The organism is Ferrimonas sp. YFM, from assembly GCF_030296015.1.
Classification (GTDB): Bacteria; Pseudomonadota; Gammaproteobacteria; order Enterobacterales; family Shewanellaceae; genus Ferrimonas.
In genome coordinates this window covers 3,801,968-3,820,220 of sequence record NZ_AP027368.1, presented here as the reverse complement: position 1 = coordinate 3,820,220, position 18,253 = coordinate 3,801,968, and the positions used below count along the sequence as shown (strand labels likewise).

17 protein-coding genes are annotated in these 18,253 nt (G+C 61.7%); 7 read left to right on the top strand and 10 right to left on the bottom strand.

Features of this window, described 5'->3' with window-relative positions; all coding sequences use genetic code 11:
* The first annotated feature begins 86 nt into the window (after positions 1–86).
* The 4 genes from hisS (at position 87) to der (ending at position 4,739) form a co-directional block, all read left to right on the top strand.
* A complete protein-coding gene (gene hisS / locus QUE41_RS17585) occupies positions 87–1,364 on the top strand; it encodes a histidine--tRNA ligase (RefSeq protein WP_286340284.1) in 1,278 nt (425 codons plus the stop codon).
* 13 nt (positions 1,365–1,377) lie between these two features.
* On the top strand, positions 1,378–1,986 hold the full coding sequence (locus QUE41_RS17580) for a YfgM family protein (RefSeq protein ID WP_286340283.1): 609 nt from the start codon (positions 1,378–1,380) through the stop codon (positions 1,984–1,986).
* An 11-nt stretch (positions 1,987–1,997) separates the two neighbouring features.
* The gene (bamB, locus tag QUE41_RS17575; RefSeq protein ID WP_286340282.1) at positions 1,998–3,185 is read left to right on the top strand and encodes an outer membrane protein assembly factor BamB; all 1,188 of its coding nucleotides are present in this window, start codon (positions 1,998–2,000) and stop codon (positions 3,183–3,185) included.
* A 63-nt stretch (positions 3,186–3,248) separates the two neighbouring features.
* Positions 3,249–4,739, top strand: a complete 1,491-nt coding sequence (gene der / locus QUE41_RS17570) for a ribosome biogenesis GTPase Der (protein ID WP_286340281.1) — start codon at positions 3,249–3,251, stop codon at positions 4,737–4,739.
* A 44-nt stretch (positions 4,740–4,783) separates the two neighbouring features.
* Here the strand turns inward: der and QUE41_RS17565 are convergent, their stop codons facing one another.
* From QUE41_RS17565 to QUE41_RS17550, 4 genes are all read right to left on the bottom strand, one after another.
* Positions 4,784–4,996 carry a hypothetical protein gene (locus QUE41_RS17565; protein ID WP_286340280.1) on the bottom strand — a complete coding sequence of 71 codons (213 nt, stop codon included), beginning with the start codon at positions 4,994–4,996 and terminating at the stop codon, positions 4,784–4,786.
* A gap of 59 nt (positions 4,997–5,055) precedes the next feature.
* Positions 5,056–7,560: an MSCRAMM family protein gene (locus QUE41_RS17560; RefSeq protein ID WP_286340279.1), complete on the bottom strand. Its 2,505-nt coding sequence runs from the start codon at positions 7,558–7,560 to the stop codon at positions 5,056–5,058.
* Positions 7,560–8,324 carry a fimbrial biogenesis chaperone gene (locus QUE41_RS17555; protein ID WP_286340278.1) on the bottom strand — a complete coding sequence of 255 codons (765 nt, stop codon included), beginning with the start codon at positions 8,322–8,324 and terminating at the stop codon, positions 7,560–7,562. Before QUE41_RS17555 ends, QUE41_RS17560 begins: the two co-directional genes overlap by 1 nt.
* 112 nt (positions 8,325–8,436) lie before the next feature.
* Complete coding sequence (locus tag QUE41_RS17550) at positions 8,437–8,895, bottom strand: DUF4402 domain-containing protein (RefSeq protein ID WP_286340277.1); 459 nt, start codon at positions 8,893–8,895, stop codon at positions 8,437–8,439.
* A 192-nt stretch (positions 8,896–9,087) separates the two neighbouring features.
* Here QUE41_RS17550 and QUE41_RS17545 point away from each other — a divergent pair, with 192 nt between their 5' ends.
* On the top strand, positions 9,088–9,558 hold the full coding sequence (locus tag QUE41_RS17545; RefSeq protein WP_286340276.1) for a hypothetical protein: 471 nt from the start codon (positions 9,088–9,090) through the stop codon (positions 9,556–9,558).
* Positions 9,559–9,564: 6 nt separating this feature from the next.
* Here QUE41_RS17545 and xseA read toward each other — a convergent pair whose 3' ends face one another.
* Positions 9,565–10,905: an exodeoxyribonuclease VII large subunit gene (gene xseA, locus QUE41_RS17540; RefSeq protein WP_286340275.1), complete on the bottom strand. Its 1,341-nt coding sequence runs from the start codon at positions 10,903–10,905 to the stop codon at positions 9,565–9,567.
* A 130-nt stretch (positions 10,906–11,035) separates the two neighbouring features.
* Between xseA and guaB the strand changes: the two genes are divergently transcribed.
* Positions 11,036–12,499, top strand: coding sequence for an IMP dehydrogenase (guaB, locus tag QUE41_RS17535; RefSeq protein ID WP_286340274.1), 1,464 nt, complete (start codon positions 11,036–11,038; stop codon positions 12,497–12,499).
* Between the two features lie 124 nt (positions 12,500–12,623).
* Positions 12,624–14,198, top strand: coding sequence for a glutamine-hydrolyzing GMP synthase (guaA, locus tag QUE41_RS17530; RefSeq protein WP_286340273.1), 1,575 nt, complete (start codon positions 12,624–12,626; stop codon positions 14,196–14,198).
* 39 nt (positions 14,199–14,237) lie between these two features.
* Here guaA and QUE41_RS17525 read toward each other — a convergent pair whose 3' ends face one another.
* The 5 genes from QUE41_RS17525 to QUE41_RS17505 all read right to left on the bottom strand — a co-directional run bounded on the left by QUE41_RS17525 (position 14,238) and on the right by QUE41_RS17505 (position 18,208).
* On the bottom strand, positions 14,238–15,005 hold the full coding sequence (locus QUE41_RS17525) for a TraB/GumN family protein (protein WP_286340272.1): 768 nt from the start codon (positions 15,003–15,005) through the stop codon (positions 14,238–14,240).
* A 125-nt stretch (positions 15,006–15,130) separates the two neighbouring features.
* Positions 15,131–15,724, bottom strand: coding sequence for a PhnA domain-containing protein (locus tag QUE41_RS17520; protein ID WP_028110922.1), 594 nt, complete (start codon positions 15,722–15,724; stop codon positions 15,131–15,133).
* Between the two features lie 117 nt (positions 15,725–15,841).
* Entirely contained in the window at positions 15,842–16,849 is a 1,008-nt protein-coding gene (hypE, locus tag QUE41_RS17515) for a hydrogenase expression/formation protein HypE (protein WP_286340271.1), read from the bottom strand.
* Complete coding sequence (hypD, locus tag QUE41_RS17510) at positions 16,846–17,973, bottom strand: hydrogenase formation protein HypD (RefSeq protein WP_286340270.1); 1,128 nt, start codon at positions 17,971–17,973, stop codon at positions 16,846–16,848. Before hypD ends, hypE begins: the two co-directional genes overlap by 4 nt.
* Positions 17,966–18,208: a HypC/HybG/HupF family hydrogenase formation chaperone gene (locus QUE41_RS17505; RefSeq protein ID WP_136851261.1), complete on the bottom strand. Its 243-nt coding sequence runs from the start codon at positions 18,206–18,208 to the stop codon at positions 17,966–17,968. Before QUE41_RS17505 ends, hypD begins: the two co-directional genes overlap by 8 nt.
* Positions 18,209–18,253: the final 45 nt, after the last annotated feature.

The window sequence follows — 18,253 nt, the reverse complement described above, 5'->3', positions numbered from 1 at the left end:
TCACCCCTGCGTGATCCACGAGGCGCCCCGGGATCGGGCGCGCCCGTTGGGACGCGGGGTCTTTTTATATCCAGAAAGAGAGAAACGTGAGTAAACAGATTCAAGCCATTCGCGGCATGAACGATTGCCTCCCAGGCGAGAGCGCTAAGTGGCAGTGGGTGGAAGCGGCCCTGCGTGACACCGTGGCCAGCTACGGTTATCAGGAGATCCGCACCCCCATCGTAGAGATGACCGGCCTGTTCAAGCGCGCCATTGGTGAGGTGACCGACATTGTCGAGAAGGAGATGTACACCTTCGAAGATCGCAATGGCGACTCCCTGACTCTGCGCCCCGAAGGCACCGCCTCCACCGTGCGTGCGGGTAACGAGCATGGCCTGCTGTACAACCAGGAGCAGCGCCTGTGGTACATGGGTCCCATGTTCCGTCATGAGCGTCCTCAGAAGGGGCGCTATCGTCAATTCCACCAGTTTGGTGTGGAGGTCTATGGCATCGGCAGCGCCGACGCCGACGCGGAAGTGCTGATGATGTCCGCCCGCCTGTGGGAGCGTCTGGGCATTGCCGAGACCGTGCGTCTGGAGATCAACACCCTGGGCACCAGCGAGGAGCGCGCCGCCTATCGCGATGCCCTGGTGGCCTTCCTGGAGCAGCACAAAGAGACCCTGGACGAAGACAGCCAGCGTCGCATGTACACCAACCCGCTGCGGGTGTTGGACAGCAAGAACCAGCAAGTACAAGCGCTGCTGGCGGACGCTCCGGCCCTGATGGATCACCTGGGTGAAGAGTCCAAGGCACATTTTTCACTTTTGTGTGAACTGCTGGACGGCGCCGGCATCCAATACACGGTAAACCCTCGACTGGTGCGTGGTCTGGACTACTACAACCACACCGTGTTCGAGTGGATCACCGACAGCCTGGGCGCCCAGGGTACCGTACTGGCCGGTGGCCGCTACGACGGCCTGGTGGGCCAGCTCGGTGGCAAAGACACCCCGGCCGTGGGCTTCGCGTCAGGCATCGAACGCCTGGTACTGTTGCTGGACACCCTGGGCAAGTTTGATGCCCTGCCTGCCCCGGTGGACCTCTATGTGTGCGCCATGGGCGCCGGCACCCTGGGCAGCGCCATGGCCCTGGCGGATGATCTGCGCCGGGACACCGACCTGGCAGTGATGATGCACTGCGGTGGCGGCAACTTTAAGAAACAGATGAAACGCGCCGACAAGAGTGGTGCCACCGTGGCACTGATCATCGGCGAAGACGAATTACAACAGGGCGTGGTGACGGTAAAACCGCTTCGCGCCGGGGGCGAACAGCGTCAGGTCAGCCGGGAAGAGCTGGCCAGTCTGTTGCCCTCTTTGGTGAACGCTTAAGGGGACTGACCAAGTGGAAATCTACAGCACCGAAGAACAACAGGTAGAAGCGATTAAGTCGTTTTGGAAGGAGTATGGTAACTCCATCATCGGCGGCGCCGCCATTGGTCTGGCCGCCCTGTTCGGCTGGAACACCTACCAGGAGTACCAGGTAGGCCAGGAGGAGGCCGCTTCTGCCGCATTCGATGCCACCGTGGAAAAAGCCGGTGCCCGAGACACCCTGGCTGCCGCCGTGGATGAACTGAAGCTGAGCCACGGCGATTCCGCCTATGCGGACCTGGCCTCGCTGATGCTGGCCAAAGCCGCCGCCGACGCCGGTGACCTGACTCAGGCCGAGCAGCGCCTGAGTGATGTGGCCGCCGGCATCGATGCCGACATCAAGCCCCTGGTGGACCTGCGTCTGGCCCGGGTGCAGCTGGCTCTGGGCAAGAGCGATGAGGCCCTGGCGACCCTGAACACCATCACAGGTGAGGCGTTTGCCGGCCAGCGTGATGAGCTCAAGGGCGATCTGCTGAAGCAGAAAGGTGACCTGCAGGGAGCCCGTGACGCTTACCAGGCGGCCCTGACCGCTGGCAGCCGCAGCCCTGCGCTGCAGATGAAGCTCGACGACCTGGCAAACTGAGGATGACGCGGATGGTGAAGGCAGGAAAAGGATGGCTGGCCGGACTGATGGTCCTGGCTCTGATGGGCTGTGCCTCCAGTGATGACGACGTCAAGATAGAGATCTCGCCGCTGCCGGAGCTCGACTCCAGCGTGGCCACCACCGTGGTTTGGGACACAGGTGCCGGCGACGGCATTGGTGAGTATTGGTCCAGCCTGTCCCCCGAAGTGGCCTATGGCAAGGTATTCGTGGCAGAGCGTTTCGGCCTGATCACCGCCTTTGACCAGGAGAACGGCAAGGAGCTGTGGCAGCAGAATCTGCGTCGCGTCTTCGCCACCGGTGCTCTGAAGAAGAACAACGGTGCCCGTCTCTCCGCCGGCCTGAGCAGTGGCTTCGACAAGGTGTTTGTCGGCAGCGAAAACGGCGTGCTGTTTGCTCTGGACCAGAACAGTGGCGAGGTACTGTGGCAGGCCCAGACCCGGGGTGAGCTGCTGTCCGACCCCACTGTGGTGGATGCCAAGGTGGTTGTGAATACCGGTGCCGGTAAGGTGCAGGCGTTTGATGTGGAGTCCGGCGAAGAGCTGTGGACCTACGAACTGACCCTGCCCTCCCTGGTGCTGCGCGGCACCAGTGCCGCCGCCACCACTCAGGGTGCGGCCTTCGTGGGCACCGCCGACGGTAAGCTGGCGGCGATCTTCGCCCAGCAGGGGGCGCCCATCTGGGAAGCCAAGCTGGCGGAAGCCTCTGGCTCCAATGAATTGGATCGCATGGTGGACTCCGATGCCAAGCCTCTGGTGCTGGGGACCACCCTGTACGCCAGCGCCTTTAACGGCAACCTGGCGGCGGTCGAGGTGCGCTCCGGTCAGATCAAGTGGAAGCGTCAGTACTCCAGCTATACTCCCATGGATCTGGAGGGCAACGACCTCTACCTGACCGCCAGTGACGGCACCATCTACTCGGTGAACCGCCTCAATGGTCTGGAGACCTGGGCCAACTCCGAACTGACCGGTCGACTGGTGACCGGCCCCGCGGTGCTGGGAGACTATCTGCTGGTGGGCGACTTCGAAGGCTACCTGCATATCCTTGACCGGGAAACCGGTAAATTGGTGGGGCGTCGTCAGATCGACGGCTCCGGCCTCTACAGCCAGCCGAGGGTCGAAGGGAACAAGGTGTTCCTGCAGACACGAAGTGGTCGCATCGCCGTGGTGACAATAGGCTAAGGCACTGCTAAAATACTGCGCCCCCAATCCTGGGGGCGTTTTTTGTTTGAGAGGTTGTTCTCCATGATGCCAGTGGTAGCCCTGGTTGGGCGTCCGAATGTGGGCAAATCGACCCTGTTTAACCGCCTTACCCGTACCCGGGATGCCCTGGTGGCGGACTTCCCCGGTCTCACCCGGGACCGCAAGTATGGCCGCTCCAATGTGGGCGAGCATGAATTCATCGTTGTGGATACCGGTGGTATCGATGGCACCGAAGAGGGGATCGAGACCAAGATGGCCGAGCAGTCCCTGGCGGCCATCGAGGAAGCGGATGTGGTGCTGTTCCTGGTGGATGCCCGGGCCGGACTGACCGTGGCCGACGAGGCGATCGCCCAGCACCTGCGCAGCAATGAGAAGCCGGTGTTCCTGGTGGCCAACAAGACCGACGGCATCGACGCCGACTCCGCCTGTGGTGAGTTCTACTCCCTGGGACTGGGGGAGATCCATCAGATCGCCGCCGCCCAGAACCGCGGCATCAGTGCCCTGATTTACCGCGCCCTGGAGCCTTTTGTGGAGCAGTTCGCCGGTGAACACGGTGAGGCCGATGAAGAGGACGGTGAAGAGGCGTTCTTCGACGAGGCTGCGGAAGAGCAGAACCTGACCGAAGAGGACGCCGAGGCCCAGGCCAAGCGTCTGCAGGATCAGCCCATCAAGCTGGCCATCGTCGGCCGTCCCAACGTGGGCAAGTCCACCCTGACCAACCGCATCCTCGGCGAGGAGCGGGTGGTGGTGTACGACATGCCCGGCACCACCCGTGATTCGGTGTTCATTCCCATGGAGCGCGACGACCGGGAGTACGTGTTGATCGACACCGCCGGGGTGCGCCGTCGTGGCAAGGTTCATGAGACCGTAGAGAAGTTCTCCGTCATCAAGACCCTGAAGGCCATCGAAGAGGCCAACGTGGTATTGCTGACCATCGACGCCCGAGAGGGGATCTCCGATCAGGATCTCTCCCTGCTGGGCTTCGTGCTCAACGCCGGCCGGGCCCTGGTACTGGCGGTGAACAAGTGGGATGGCCTCTCCAACGACGTCAAAGAGGATATCAAGCGGGAGCTGGATCGCCGTCTGGGCTTCATCGACTTTGCCCGGGTGCACTTCATCTCCGCCTTGCATGGCACAGGTGTGGGTCACCTGTTTGAGTCGGTGCAGGAAGCCTATGCCAGCGCCACCCAGCGTCACAGCACTTCTCTGCTGACCAAGGTCATGAAGATGGCGGTGGACGATCACCAGCCGCCCATGTCCCACGGTCGCCGCATCAAGCTGAAGTACGCCCATCCGGGCGGCTACAACCCGCCCATCGTGGTGGTGCACGGCAACCAGGTGAAGAACCTGCCGGATTCCTACAAGCGCTACCTGATGAACTACTACCGTAAGTCGCTGAAGATCATGGGCAGCCCCATCCGCATTCAGTTCCAGGAGGGGGAGAACCCCTTCGACAACCGTCGCAAACGTTTGAGTGGTGAAGATCTCAAGCAGCGCAGACGGGTGCTGGGTCACCTGAAGAACCGTCGCTGATGACACAAGAGGCTCCCAATCGGGGGCCTTTTTTGTGTCCGGTATCAGAGGTAGTGCAGCACCAGCCTGGGGGCCGGATCAGTCTGAGATGGCGAGGATTGCTCTGGGGTAAAGGCCGGTTGCCATTGAAGCTGGACATCGGCACGGTTGCACTGGGGGGCGGACAACTGCTCCAGTACGTCGGGCACCGCTTCGGCGGGCACCAGGTGGAACTGGGCCGAGAAGGTCAATGAGGTGATGAGAATGAAGCTGAGCATGCGACCTCCGCGGTCAATATCCTCAACTTCAGTGTAGATCCCTTTGAATTGCTGCGCTTTTACTCGGGCTGAATCTGTGATGTCTGTGGCAGGTAGAGGCGACCCAGATTGAGGATCTCCCCCTCGGGCGACAGGTCGATGGGGTAGAGGCGCTGCTGAATCCTCAATTGGTACCGGCCCGGTCGTATCCCCTGAAGCAGGAACAAGCCGTCATAATCCACCCGGGTCTGGGCCACCCTGGTGCCGTCCCCCTCCTCCAGGCTGATGGCCAGCCCGGCGGCGGGGCGACTGTCCTGATCCGGCACACTCAGCATCACCTCACCCTCCACCTCACTGCCCATCACCATGGGGACATTCAGCCGTTCGATGTGGCCGGCGTGCAGGCGCAGCTGCCTCTGAGTGAAAGGGGAGATCATAAAGGGATCCGCCAGGCTGGATTCGTCCAGTTGCAGCATCAGATCGCTGTCTGCGGGCAGGCCTTGCAGCAGCAGCCGCCCCTCTCTGTCGGTGCGACCCCCTTCGCTGCGTCCGGTGCAGCGAAACCGCACGCCGTCCACCGGCGGTTCGTCCGGTTCCCGCTGACCATTGCCGTTGCGGTCCCAGAAGACGCTGAGGGCAAGGTCTCCCTCCCGGGTGGGGTCGTCGGCGTACCAATGCCAGTTGTCCTGCTGCCTGTCCCACAGCAGGCCGTGGGACAACTCCAACCGAGCCTGATAGTCCTGATCCCCGGAGACGCTGACGCCTAGGCTGAGGAGCAGTGAATCCAGCGACAGGTTGAGGGTCTGATTGAACTGCCACTGCTGGGGCTGCCTGGGCAGCAGAATCAGCTCACTCTGGCCGGCGAGGCGCTGCTCCAGCGGGTAGTTGAGGTTGACCCCCAGCCGTTGAAGACGGGCGCTGGGCTGCCACTGAAGATCGGCGTAACCGCGGACCCGCCATTGTTCCAGCCGTCCGGAGAGGGCCAGTTGCTGCTGCAGGCTGTGCTCCTGAAAATCGCGCCAGGTGAGGGCATGACTCCAGCTGCTCTGGCGCCACTGGCCATTGAGGGTCAGGGCCGCCCGGTGCTGATCGCCGTTGCTATAGGCATCGGTGCCCACCTCGAGTCGCCAGCTGAGATCCTCCAGGCGGCCATTGGCTCTCAGCAGCCATTCATGACGCAGCTGTCGCTGACGGTGGACGGCGCTGAGGTAGTCCTGGTAGTGGGCACCACTGAGCTGCCACTGCCAGTTTCCTGTGTCACCCTGCAGGGCCAGAGCCAGGGCCTCGCCACCCTGCCACTGCTTGATGCCGCGAACCTGAGCAAGCACACCGCCCAACTGGCCGACCAGGGCCAGGCTGGAGTAATGGTCTGTGACCAGGTTCGGTGCCTGCAGATAGTGGTGGCCCAGCTGCAGGCTCAATGCTTCAGACAGGCCATAGCCCCACTCCAGTTGCGCCTCGCTGCCACCACCGTGCTCCCAGGTCAGGGCAGTCAGCCGGCTGCCACTCTTTCCAGGAGCCAGCTGGCTGCCGTCCAGGGGGTGAGTAAGGCTTAACTGACGCTCCTCACCGTTGGGGCCGTAGAGCAGGATCCGAAACCGGTTCTGCCCCAGGTAGAGGGCCACATTGTCGAACCGGTAGCGACCTTGGGATCCGATGCGCTGGGCATCGATAAGGTCCCCGTCCCGATAGAGCTCTGCATCCCAGCCGGGCGGTGCAGGCCCTTCCAGCACCGTAGTGATGAATTGATCCGATTGCAGGCTTTCCCCCTGGCGAAGGTCCATGCCCCACCCCAGCTCGCCCCGGCCTACTAATGGGGTATTGGGCCCGGTGATCGAGCCCAGCCGATACTGGCTCAGCCAGGGCAGATCCCAGCGGCGCTGAATCGAGGCTCTCAACCTCTGGGTCTGGTCATCCAGTTGCAGGTTGAACTGGGCCTGATGATGGGCCAGATCGCTGACACCATCGAGCAGCAGGCTGGCCTGGGCGTCACCCTTACTGCGTATAAGACTCAGCTGATTGTGCAGGGCGGGGTCACCGATTCGGGCGTAGGGGCTGGTATACACAGGCTGTCCGGAGGTGTTGCGATCCTGCTGCTGTTGCAAAAGGGTCAGACGTTGCTGCCGCTGCCAGACCTTGTCCAGGGGCAGCAGGTCGGCGGCAGAGAGGTGCAGGGTCTGGTTCTGGGGGGAGAAGTTCAGGGTCAGTTGCCACATCGGCCCCAACTGGTCTGCGGGCACGAACAGATCCCAGCCATCGTTGATCAGGCTGGTCAGGCTGATGTCCGGATAGCCTGAGCGGACCATCCGCCGGCCCTCCAGACGAAACCGGTCCGCAGGGCTGCTCAGGCTGCCCTCGGCCCGGCCATGCTCCACGTCCACCAGCAGCGGCATCAGCAGCAGATCGGCCAGTTGCTGCAGCGGCAGATGGAGGCGGCCCTCTGATTCGTAGGCCAGCAGATCTTCTGAGAGCAGCTCGCCCCGATAGACCAGTTGCAACACCAGAGGTGTGGCCTCCTCAACGTCCCCATAAGCCGTTTGGTAGGGCAGGGCAGCCAGCAGCGTCAGCAGCAGGAGAAAACGCATCAGGGCTGAAGCTGCAACTGCACCTCACGTTCACTGCCGTAGCGGGGATCCTCCCGGTACCGGATCTCGATGGGGGCCTCTCCCCTGGGGGAACGACTCAGAGGAACCTTAAACTCCAACCGGTCAATTTCAGGGTAGAGGGCGGCGCCCCGGAGAAACCCCAGGGTCGTCTGCTCACCGGATTGCTGCTGCACCAGCTCCAGATCCCCATACACAGAACGGTTTCCCGAGGCGGTGATGCTGATCTGGGCGTGATGGGGGTGAAGCTCGGCAGCGTCGATGGCCAGTGAGGAGTGGGTGGCCCCCTTGCGGGCGATCACCGGGATCGACATGGACAGCATGGGGCGAATCTGCAGCGCCAGGTTGTCGCCCCCCTGAGTGTGGCGAGGCTCCCCCTGGGTGGGGATCTGGCGAATCACCAGATGGCTGCGGTACTCACCGTCCGCCATCTCCGGCCTCATCCTCAGGGCCATCCTGATGGTTTGGGTGGCACCGGGCTCCAGGGTGACCCGTCTGGGGGAGTAGCGAACCATCTTGGCCAGGCTGTAGGGGTTATCAGCTTGGGGCACCAGTTTGCCATCTGGGTTCATGGCCATCTCCTGGAAGCGAATATCAAACTTCTGCAAACTGCCGGAGATGTTCTTCAGGATCAGCGCGTCGCTGCGTTGACCCGGCTCAAAATAGAGGCGTTGGGGGGATATCAGCAGGTTGGCCTGGGCCAATAGGGGGCACAGACCCAGAATCAGTGTGGCCAGTAACTTCATGGCGTTCTCCCTAGGACCCGAAAACGGGGCAGAAGTCCGGCTTCTGCCCGCAGCGGGTCTGCCGTGCGTCACATGGGGCGCCGGCGGTTATGGTTATGGTGTGGGAAAAGGCTTACTGGTAAGCCACGTCGATGGTGTAGGTGACGCTGCCGGCACCGGCGCTGGCGGTATCGCTGACGGTCAGGGTGCCGCCAAGATTGAAGACCAGCTTCCCATCGCCATCGAGGGCAACGGCAGAATCGAAGCTCTGGCTGGCCGCGGGGGCGAAGGTCACGCCGCTGCCGCTGCCGTCGTTGAGGGTAACGGCCACGTTGCGATTGGCGTCTCCTGAGATGGTGAAGACGCCGGCGGTACCGCTGCTGCTCAGGCAGGCATCGCCGCTGGCGGCGCCGTCGGCCGGAGCCAGGGTACAGGTGATGTTGTTGCCTAGTTTGACGTTACCGAAGTCCAGCTGAGTGGTTTCGGCGATGTCCACGGGTTGGATCAGATTGAAGGTGGCGGTGAACTCCTGGGCCACGGCCAGGGTAGAGACGCCTGCAGCCAGTACAGAGATAATGGCAATTTTTTTCATTTATTGTATTTCCCAAAGTGCTTTGAGTATTGCCCCTGAGCCCCTCCGTTTCGGGCCCGACCTCGAGCTTATAATTATCCTCCACCTCCCTGTGGAAGGCAGATGTTTAACAAATTGAAACATCTTGAATCAAATTGATAACAAAATTAAGATTCGAATTCCATAGCAATTTGGTCGGATAATAGAAATAAAATGAGACCCTTATGTAAATCATTGCTGGCACCACTGTTGGTGTTGCTCCCCTTTCAGGTGCATGCCAAGGTGTGGTTGACTGAGCTGCAGAGCCTGACCTATCCCACGGCCATCAAGAACAGCGATAAGGCCAGCCGGGTGGTGTTGACCTGGAAGGGAGGACTGGGGGGATCCACCAATGTGGAGTTGCTGGACAGCTACTACCATCAGGCCAAGTATCGCATCACCTCAAACAGCAAAAGGCCCATCAGCATAGACATCGCCAACCTGGGCAATGAGGCCAAGGTCAATCTGCGTGGCTTCAAGGTGCGTTATCGCAACCGCACCTATAAGCGTTTTCCGGTAACCAACCTGGAGAATCCGGGGAGAGAGGGGGCGGAGATCTGGATCGGGGCCACCATCAAGGCGGGAAAACGGGCCAAGCCCGGACTGAAGCTGCCTGCCTTCTGGCTGGAGGTGACCGACAGGTAGCGCCCGTCAGTCTGCAGCAGGAGTGGTGCCCTCGACCTTGAGGCTGAGTTCTCCCCGGTGCAGCCGGGCGTTAAGGCTGTCGCCAACCTGCACCTGACTGGCGTCGGTGAGCGCCTTGCCCGACTCATCCTGCAAGATGGCGTAGCCGCGTCCCAGTACTGCCAGGGGACTGATGGCATTGAGGGCCTGAGCCTGGGCGGCCAGCTGCTGGTTCTTGCGCTCGGTCAGGGAACTCATGCCGCGCTGCAGCCGTTGTGACAGGCTGGTCAGTAGCTCTTGGCGCTGGCGAACCTGGCGTTGTGGCTGCCAGGCCTGCAGCCGGGTGGTCAGATTATCCAGACGCCGGTTTTCCTGGGCCAACTTCTGGCTCATGGCGTGGTGCAGCCTGAGTTGCTGCTCATCCAGCCGTTGGCTGAGGGTGGCCAGTTGCCGGCTGGGGTGGGCCGCTGCCAGGCGGGAGTCCAGCAGGGAGAGGCGGCTGTGCTGCTGTTGCAGGGTCCGGCCTATGGCGTGATTCAGGCGATGCTGAAGGTTGGCGATCGCCTGGCGCTGATGGCGCTGATCCCCGGAGAGCATCTCTGCCGCCGCCGAGGGGGTGGGGGCGCGCAGATCCGCCACAAAATCGGCGATGGTGACGTCCACTTCGTGGCCCACGGCGGAGACGATGGGCAGACGTGAGGCGAACACCGCCCGGGCCACCGCCTCCTCATTGAAGCACCAGAGATCCTCCAAAGAGCCTCCGCCCCGGGTCAGCAGCAGGCAGTCCACCTCGTCCCGCTCATTGGCCACCTCGATGGCCCGGCACAGGCTGGGAATCGCTTCACGGCCCTGAACCTGGGTGGGATAGAGGATCACCTTGAGCGCCGGGTTGCGCCGCTTAAGCACCGACAGCACATCGTGGATGGCGGCGCCGGTGGGGCTGGTGATGATCCCCAGGGTCTGGATGGGATCCGGCAGGGGCTGCTTGGCACCGGAGGCAAACAACCCTTCGGCGGCCAGGCGCATTTTCAGCTCTTCAAACTGCTGTTTCAGCAACCCGTCTCCCGCCGGTTGCATGCTGTCCACCAGCAGCTGCATGTCGCCCCTGGGTTCATACAGGGTCACCTGGGCCCGAACCAGCACCTGCATGCCATCTCTGGGGCGGAAGGTCACCCTGTTGTTGCGTCCACGGAACATGGCACAACGCAGCTGACTGCGCTCATCTTTCAGGGTGAAATACCAGTGTCCGGAGGAGGGGGTGGCCAGGTTGGAGATCTCGCCAGTGAGCCAAACCCGTCCCCACTGTTGCTCCAATGTGGCCTTGAGCTGACGGTTGAGGGCAGAGACGGTAAGGATCTGATTTGACAAGGGGAGAACCGGGGTTCATGAAATGATCTGAAATTAGTAACAAGAAATGATTGAAGTGGCAAGCCCGGATCCCTATAATTCCCCGGCAATATTTTACTACACCCATAAACCCTACCGGTGAAATGTTGCCATGCTAAGAATTAAACAAGAAGCGCTTACCTTTGACGACGTACTGCTCGTCCCTGCCCACTCCACTGTTCTTCCGAACACCGCAGAGCTTGGCACCCAACTGACCAAAACCATCAAGCTGAATATTCCTATGGTGACTGCCGCCATGGACACCGTGACCGAAGGCCGTCTGGCGATCGCCATGGCTCAGGAAGGTGGCATCGGCTTTATCCACAAGAATATGAGCATTGAACAGCAGGCGGCCCAGGTTCGCATGGTGAAGAAGTACGAGGCTGGCATCGTTGCCGACCCCGTGACCGTCACCCCGGAACTGACCATCGCCCAGCTGAAAGAGATCACCGAAGAGAACGGTTTCGCCGGTTACCCTGTGGTGACCGAGGGCAACGAGCTGGTGGGCATCATCACCGGCCGTGACGTTCGTTTCGTCAAGGACCTGTCCAAGAAGGTCGCCGACGTCATGACCACCAAGTCTCGCCTGGTGACCGTGATTGAGGGCACCCCTCTGGAGCAGGCTCAGCAGGTGATGCAGAAGCACCGCATCGAGAAGGTGCTGGTGGTGACCCCTGAGTTCCGTCTCACCGGCCTGATCACCGTGAAAGACTTCGAAAAGGCGGAGCGCAAGCCTAACGCCTGTAAGGATGAGAAGGGCAGCCTGCGCGTCGGCGCCGCCGTCGGTGCCGGTGAAGGCAACGAAGATCGGGTTGCCGCCCTGGTGGAAGCCGGTGTGGACGTACTGCTGATCGACTCCTCCCACGGCCACTCCGAAGGGGTGCTGCAGCGTATCCGTGCCACCCGTGAAGCCTTCCCCGATGTGCAGATCATCGGTGGCAACGTCGCCACCGCCGAAGGTGCCCGTGCCCTGATTGAAGCCGGTGTCGACGCGGTGAAAGTGGGCATCGGCCCAGGCTCCATCTGTACCACCCGCATCGTTACCGGCGTCGGCGTGCCTCAGATCACCGCCGTGGCCGAAGCCGCGTCCGTGGCCAACGAGTATGGCATCCCCGTGATTGCCGACGGTGGCATCCGCTTCTCCGGTGACATCGCCAAGGCGATCGCCGCCGGCGCCAGCCTGATCATGGCCGGTTCCCTGTTTGCCGGCACCGAAGAGGCCCCGGGCGAAATTGAGCTGTACCAGGGTCGTGCCTTCAAGTCCTACCGTGGCATGGGCTCCCTGGGGGCCATGACCAAGGGCTCCTCCGACCGCTACTTCCAGAGCGACAACGCCGCCGACAAGCTGGTGCCCGAAGGCATCGAAGGGCGCATCCCCTATAAGGGCAAGCTCAAGGAGATCATTCACCAGCAGTTGGGCGGCCTGCGCTCCTGCATGGGTCTGACCGGTTGCGGCACCATCGAAGAGCTGCGCACCAAGGCCGAGTTCGTCCGCATCAGCGGCGCCGGCATCAAGGAGAGCCACGTTCACGACGTGACCATCACCAAGGAAGCGCCCAACTACCGTATGGGTTAAGGCTGAAAAGGGGGCAGGTCTGCCCCCTTTCTTCTAGCCAGGTAAAGAATAACGACAGGCCATAGGCCGCAGGGCAAGAGTTCGCCCTCGTACCCAACCATCACAATAATGAGACCCGAATAAGATGAGCAACATCCACGACCATCGTATCCTTATCCTGGATTTTGGTTCCCAGTACACCCAGCTGATCGCCCGCCGCATCCGTGAGATCGGCGTCTACTGCGAGCTGTGGGGCTGGGATGTGCCCGAAGAGAAGATTCGCGAATTTGCCCCCACCGGCATCGTCCTCTCCGGCGGCCCCGAGTCTGTGGCCGCAGACAACTCCCCCCGTGCCCCCGAGTATGTGTTCAGCGCCGGTGTGCCGGTGCTGGGCGTGTGCTACGGCATGCAGACCATGGCCGAGCAGCTGGGCGGCAAGGTGTCCTGCTCCGACAAGCGCGAGTTTGGCTACGCCCAGGTGAAGGTCCTGGAAGCCACCCAGCTGTTTGAGAACATCGAAGACGCTATCGACCACGACGGCAAGGCGCTGCTGGATGTGTGGATGAGCCACGGTGACAAGGTGACCGCCATCCCCGAAGGTTTCACCAAGGTGGCCGAGACCGAGACCTGCCCCTATGCGGCCATGGCCGACGAGTCCCGTCACTTCTACGGCGTGCAGTTCCACCCCGAGGTGACCCACTCCAAGCAGGGTAAGCGGATGCTGGAGCACTTCGTTCTGAACATCTGTGGTTGCGAGGCCAAGTGGACCTCCGCCGCCATCATCGATGACGCCATCGAGCGCATTAAGGAGAAGGTGGGCGGCGATAAGGTGATCCTGGGCCTGTCCGGTGGTGTGGACTCCTCCGTGGTGGCCATGCTGCTGCACCGTGCCATCGGTGACCAGCTGACCTGTGTGTTTGTCGACAACGGCCTGCTGCGCCTGGATGAAGGCGATCAGGTGATGGAGATGTTCGGCGACCACTTCGGCCTGAACATCGTCCGCGTCGACGCCGAGCAGCGCTTCCTGGACGCCCTGGAGGGTGAAGCGGATCCTGAAGCCAAGCGTAAGATCATCGGCCACACCTTCGTGGAGCTGTTCGACGAGGAAGCGGCCAAGATCCAGGACGTGAAATGGCTGGCCCAGGGCACCATCTACCCCGACGTCATCGAATCTGCCGGTGCCGCCACCGGCAAGGCCCATGTGATCAAGTCCCACCACAACGTGGGCGGCCTGCCCGAAGATATGGAGCTGGGCCTGGTGGAGCCGCTGACCGAGCTGTTCAAGGATGAGGTGCGCAAGATTGGCCTGGAACTGGGTCTGCCCTACAACATGCTCTACCGTCATCCCTTCCCCGGTCCAGGCCTGGGTGTGCGGGTGCTGGGCGAGGTGAAGAAGGAGTATTGTGACCTGCTGCGCCGCGCCGATGCCATCTTCATCGAGGAGCTGCACAAGGCGGATCTGTACAACAAGGTGTCCCAGGCGTTCACCGTGTTCCTGCCGGTCCGCTCCGTTGGGGTGATGGGCGATGGCCGCAAGTACGACTGGGTGGTGTCCCTGCGTGCGGTGGAGACCATCGACTTCATGACCGCCCACTGGGCCCACCTGCCATATGACTTCCTGGGCAAGGTGTCCAACCGCATCATCAACGAGATCGACGGCATCTCCCGGGTGGTGTACGACATCTCCGGTAAGCCGCCGGCGACCATCGAGTGGGAGTAATCTCCTCGAGCTGAATAAGGCGCCCACCGGGCGCCTTTTTTAGTTGCCCTCTGCGGGCTTGAGCTGGGGCAGGGAGGCGGTCACCGGCCCCAGGTGCCAGATATAGTGATAGCCGCGCTCTTGTGATGCCGGCTTGAGGGTGCCTGCGGGGGCACTTTGTCTGTTTGTGAGGGTGTAGACCTTCTGACCATCCTCTTCCCAAAACCAGGCAGTGCCATTGCCGCTATAGAGCCTAATGCTCAGGGTGTTTGCGCCCCACCCTTTTAGATAGGCACCCATCATTTTGGCGTCCGGGGCCCAGCGATTACCATGTACTGTTTGGGTGTGCCAGTTGCCACTGTAGATCACTATGGGCTGGCCAAGGTAGGGGCGCAGGTTCTCGGCCATGCGCAGATCCCTGGGATCGTGCTTGTAGTTAAAGCCCACCACCTGAATCTCGCCCGATTTTACCAGGGGGTGGAGCCGCTCCAGCAGCTGATACAGGGCGCGGCTGCTGCGCCCGTCAAACACCGTCTGCCAGTCTGTGGAGGCCTGGATCTGGGCTTTGAGTCGGTTGAGGTCGCCGCCGAAGTCCAGATCCTCGGCGTTGAGCTCCAGGCCGACGATAAGCGGCTGGTCGAGCTTGCTGGCCTGGTGGCAGATGGTGGCGTAGGCCGCTTGCGGGGCTTCGTTGGTGCCATGCATCTCCCCTAACAGCAGGGTGTCATGGTGCTGACTGTCCAGCAGCGACACCACAGGGTCCGGCAGCGTGGGGCAGGCGATGGCCGGGAGGGTCAGCAGGGACAGCAGCAGTGCGGGTCGAATCATGAGAGCTCCATTCTCGGTGGGGAAAGGCTGAGTCTCTCAGATTGTCGACGGGATTAAACTGTTTTAAATCATTGTTATAAATAAAAAAGGCGGCCATCGGGCCGCCTTTTCTGCTCCATGCAGGCTTATTCGCCCTGCTTGGACTTTTTCACATACTGGGTGAGGATCACGATACGCTGACCGTTGACCCGGCCCTCGATGTGCTCGGGGTTGTTGGTCAGGCCGATGTTGCGTACCGGGGTGCCACGCTTGGCGGTAAAGTTGCCGCCCTTGACCACCAGATCTTTGATCAGGTGGACGGTGTCACCGGCCAGCAGCACGTCGCCGTTGCTGTCCTTGTGGACAATGGCGTCGGGGTCCGCTTCCTCAGGCAGGCCGGCGTCGGCCCAGGCTTTGACATCCTCTTCCATGTAGATCATGTCCAGCAGATCCTGAGCCCAGGTCTCACCCTGTTTGGTCAGGCGGTGCAGCATGCGGTAAGCCACCACCTGTACCGCGGGCACCTGGCTCCACATGGCGTCGTTCAGGCAGCGCCAGTGGTTGGCGTCCAGCTGGGCGTCGTCGGGCAGCTCGCCCTGGCATTTGACGCAGGCCAGCACCGCTTTCTCTTCGGTGCTCTTCTCTACCGGTGGCACGTCATACACGCTCAGCTGATCGTTACTACCACACAACTCGCACTTGGAGTCGCCACGCTGCATCAGAGTGTTTTCAATGCTCATTCAGATATGTCCTTCAGGAGAGTTAAGGCGGAATTATATCAGCGCAAAAGTGGTTCTGTCAGGGACTCAGGCAGCAAAAAGGGCGCCGAGGCGCCCTTTAAATCCGGATAACGGGTCTTAGCAGATCCGCGGCAGCAGTTCCCCTTTGGGCAGCTCCAGGTAACGCTGGCTGCCCCAGGGAGAGGTGAGGACCACCTTACCCACGTGCTGCTCCACCACGGTGCCAATGATGGCGGCGCTCTCCTGCCCCTGTTTCAGCAGGGCCAGGGCCTGTTCCGCCTGATCCGCGGGGACGCCGAGGACAAAGGTGCCCTCGTTGGCCAGCTCCATGGGTTCGAAGCCAAACAGTTCACACAGCCCCTGCACCTCGTCGGCGATGGGCACCTGATCCTGTTCGACCTTGATCCCCAGCTCGCGGCTGGCGGCCCACTCGTTGAGTACCGCGGCCAGACCGCCCCGGGTGGCGTCGCGCATGGCGCGCACCTCGATGCCGGCGTCCAGCAGGCGCTTGACGTCGTCCCACAGGGTGGCGCAGTCGGAGGCGAGATCCCCCTCCAGGGCCATCCCTTCACGACTGGCCAGGATGCAGGCGCCGTGGCGGCCGACGTCCCGGGAGACCAGGATGGCGTCGCCCACCTCCAGTTTCTTCCAGGAGGGGTTGGCGATGCACTGGCCCACACCCGAGGTGTTGATGAAGATGCCGTCGGCGGCGCCCTTGGGCACCACCTTGGTGTCGCCGCAGACGATGCGGGCTCCGCTCTTCTCCAGCTCCTCAGCCATGGATTTCACCAGGGTCTCCAGCTCGGCGAAGGTAAGACCCTCTTCGATGATGAAGCCGCAGCTCAGATACTGGGGGATGGCGCCGGCCATGGCCAGGTCATTGACCGTGCCGGCCACGGCGATCTTACCCAGATCGCCTCCCTTGAACTGGCGGGGGCTGACGGTGAAGCTGTCGGTGGTAAACGCCAGGGGGCCCTGGATATCCAGCCGGGCGGCGTCTTCGTCCCGGATCAGGATCTCGTTGCTGAAGTACTTGAAGAACAGCTTACGAATCAGCTGGTTCATCTCGACACCACCGCCACCGTGGCTCAGTTGAATGCGGCGTTTGTTGTCGGTGGCGGTCATAGAATCACTTCTCCGTACTTAAAGTGGGCGTGACAGGCGCCCTCTGAGCTGACCATGCAGCTGCCCATCGGGGTTTGCGGGGTGCAGCCGCGGCCGAACACCTTACAGTCGGTGGGCTTGGCCAGACCCTTGAGGATATCGCCGCACATGCAGGCCTTGTGGTCGTCCAGCTCTTCGCTGGGCAGGATATCCTTGAACTTGATCTCGGCATTGAGGTGCGGGTAGTCCGGGGAGAGCCCCAGGGCGGAGTTGGGGATATTGCCCAGGCCGCGCCAGCGGAACTCGGGGCGCACCGCCAGGTACTTGTCCACCATCGCCTGGGCACCTGTGTTGCCATCGATGGTCACGGCACGGGTGTACTGGATCTCCAGCTCCGCCTTGTCCGCCAGTTTCTGCTCCACCAGCATCAGCACCGCTTCCAGCACGTCCACAGGCTCGAAGCCTGAGACCACAACCGGCGTCTGGTAGGCGTCGACGATGGGCTGGTACACCTTGGCGCCGGTGATCACGCTGACGTGGGAGGGGCCGATGAAGGCGTTGACCTTGGCCTGGCCGTCCGCCATCACCGCGTGCACCGCAGGTGGTACCAGAACATGGTTGACGTGCAGCAGCAGGTTGGTCAGCCCCAGCTGGTCTGCCATCTGCACCAGTACCGCAGTCATCGGGGTGGTGGTTTCGAAGCCGATGGCGAAATAGATCACCGTCTTGTCCGGGTTTTCCTGGGCCAGCTTCACCGCGTCCATGGGGTCGTACAGGGGGCGCACGTCGGCGCCCTGGGCACGGGCCTGGGCCAGGCTGGATTTGGAGCCGGGCACCCGGATCATGTCACCCAGGGTAGTCAGAATCACGTCAGGCTGCTGGGCCAGGGCGATCGCCTGGTCGATGCGCTCTTTGGGCATGACGCACACGGGGCAGCCAGGGCCGTGGATAAATTCGATGTTGTCCGGCAGTGCCTGGTGGATGCCGTATTTCATGATGCTGTGGGTGTGGCCGCCGCACACCTCCATGATCTTCAGGGGTTCCTTCAGGCCGGGGGCCTTGTCGGCAATCTGCTTCAGCAGCGCCTTGATGGTCTCCGGGTCCCGAAATCCCTGATAGAGATCCTTCAGGGCCAGATCAGACATCTTCCGCCTCCATCTTTTCGACAATCTCTTTGTAGAGCTCGAGGCTCTCCTTGGCCGCTTCCTCATCGATCTTGTTCATGGCGAAGCCGACGTGGATCAGCACATAATCGCCCACGTTCAGGGGCTCGCTGATCAGGTGAGTACTCACCCTGCGGGTTACGCCCATGGTGTCGACGGTGGCGGTGGTGTCTTCAGGGTGCAGTTCTACCACCTGAGAGGGAATGGATAAACACATGGTCTGAATGGTCCCTTGTTTACATTTCGAACATTATTCGACAAC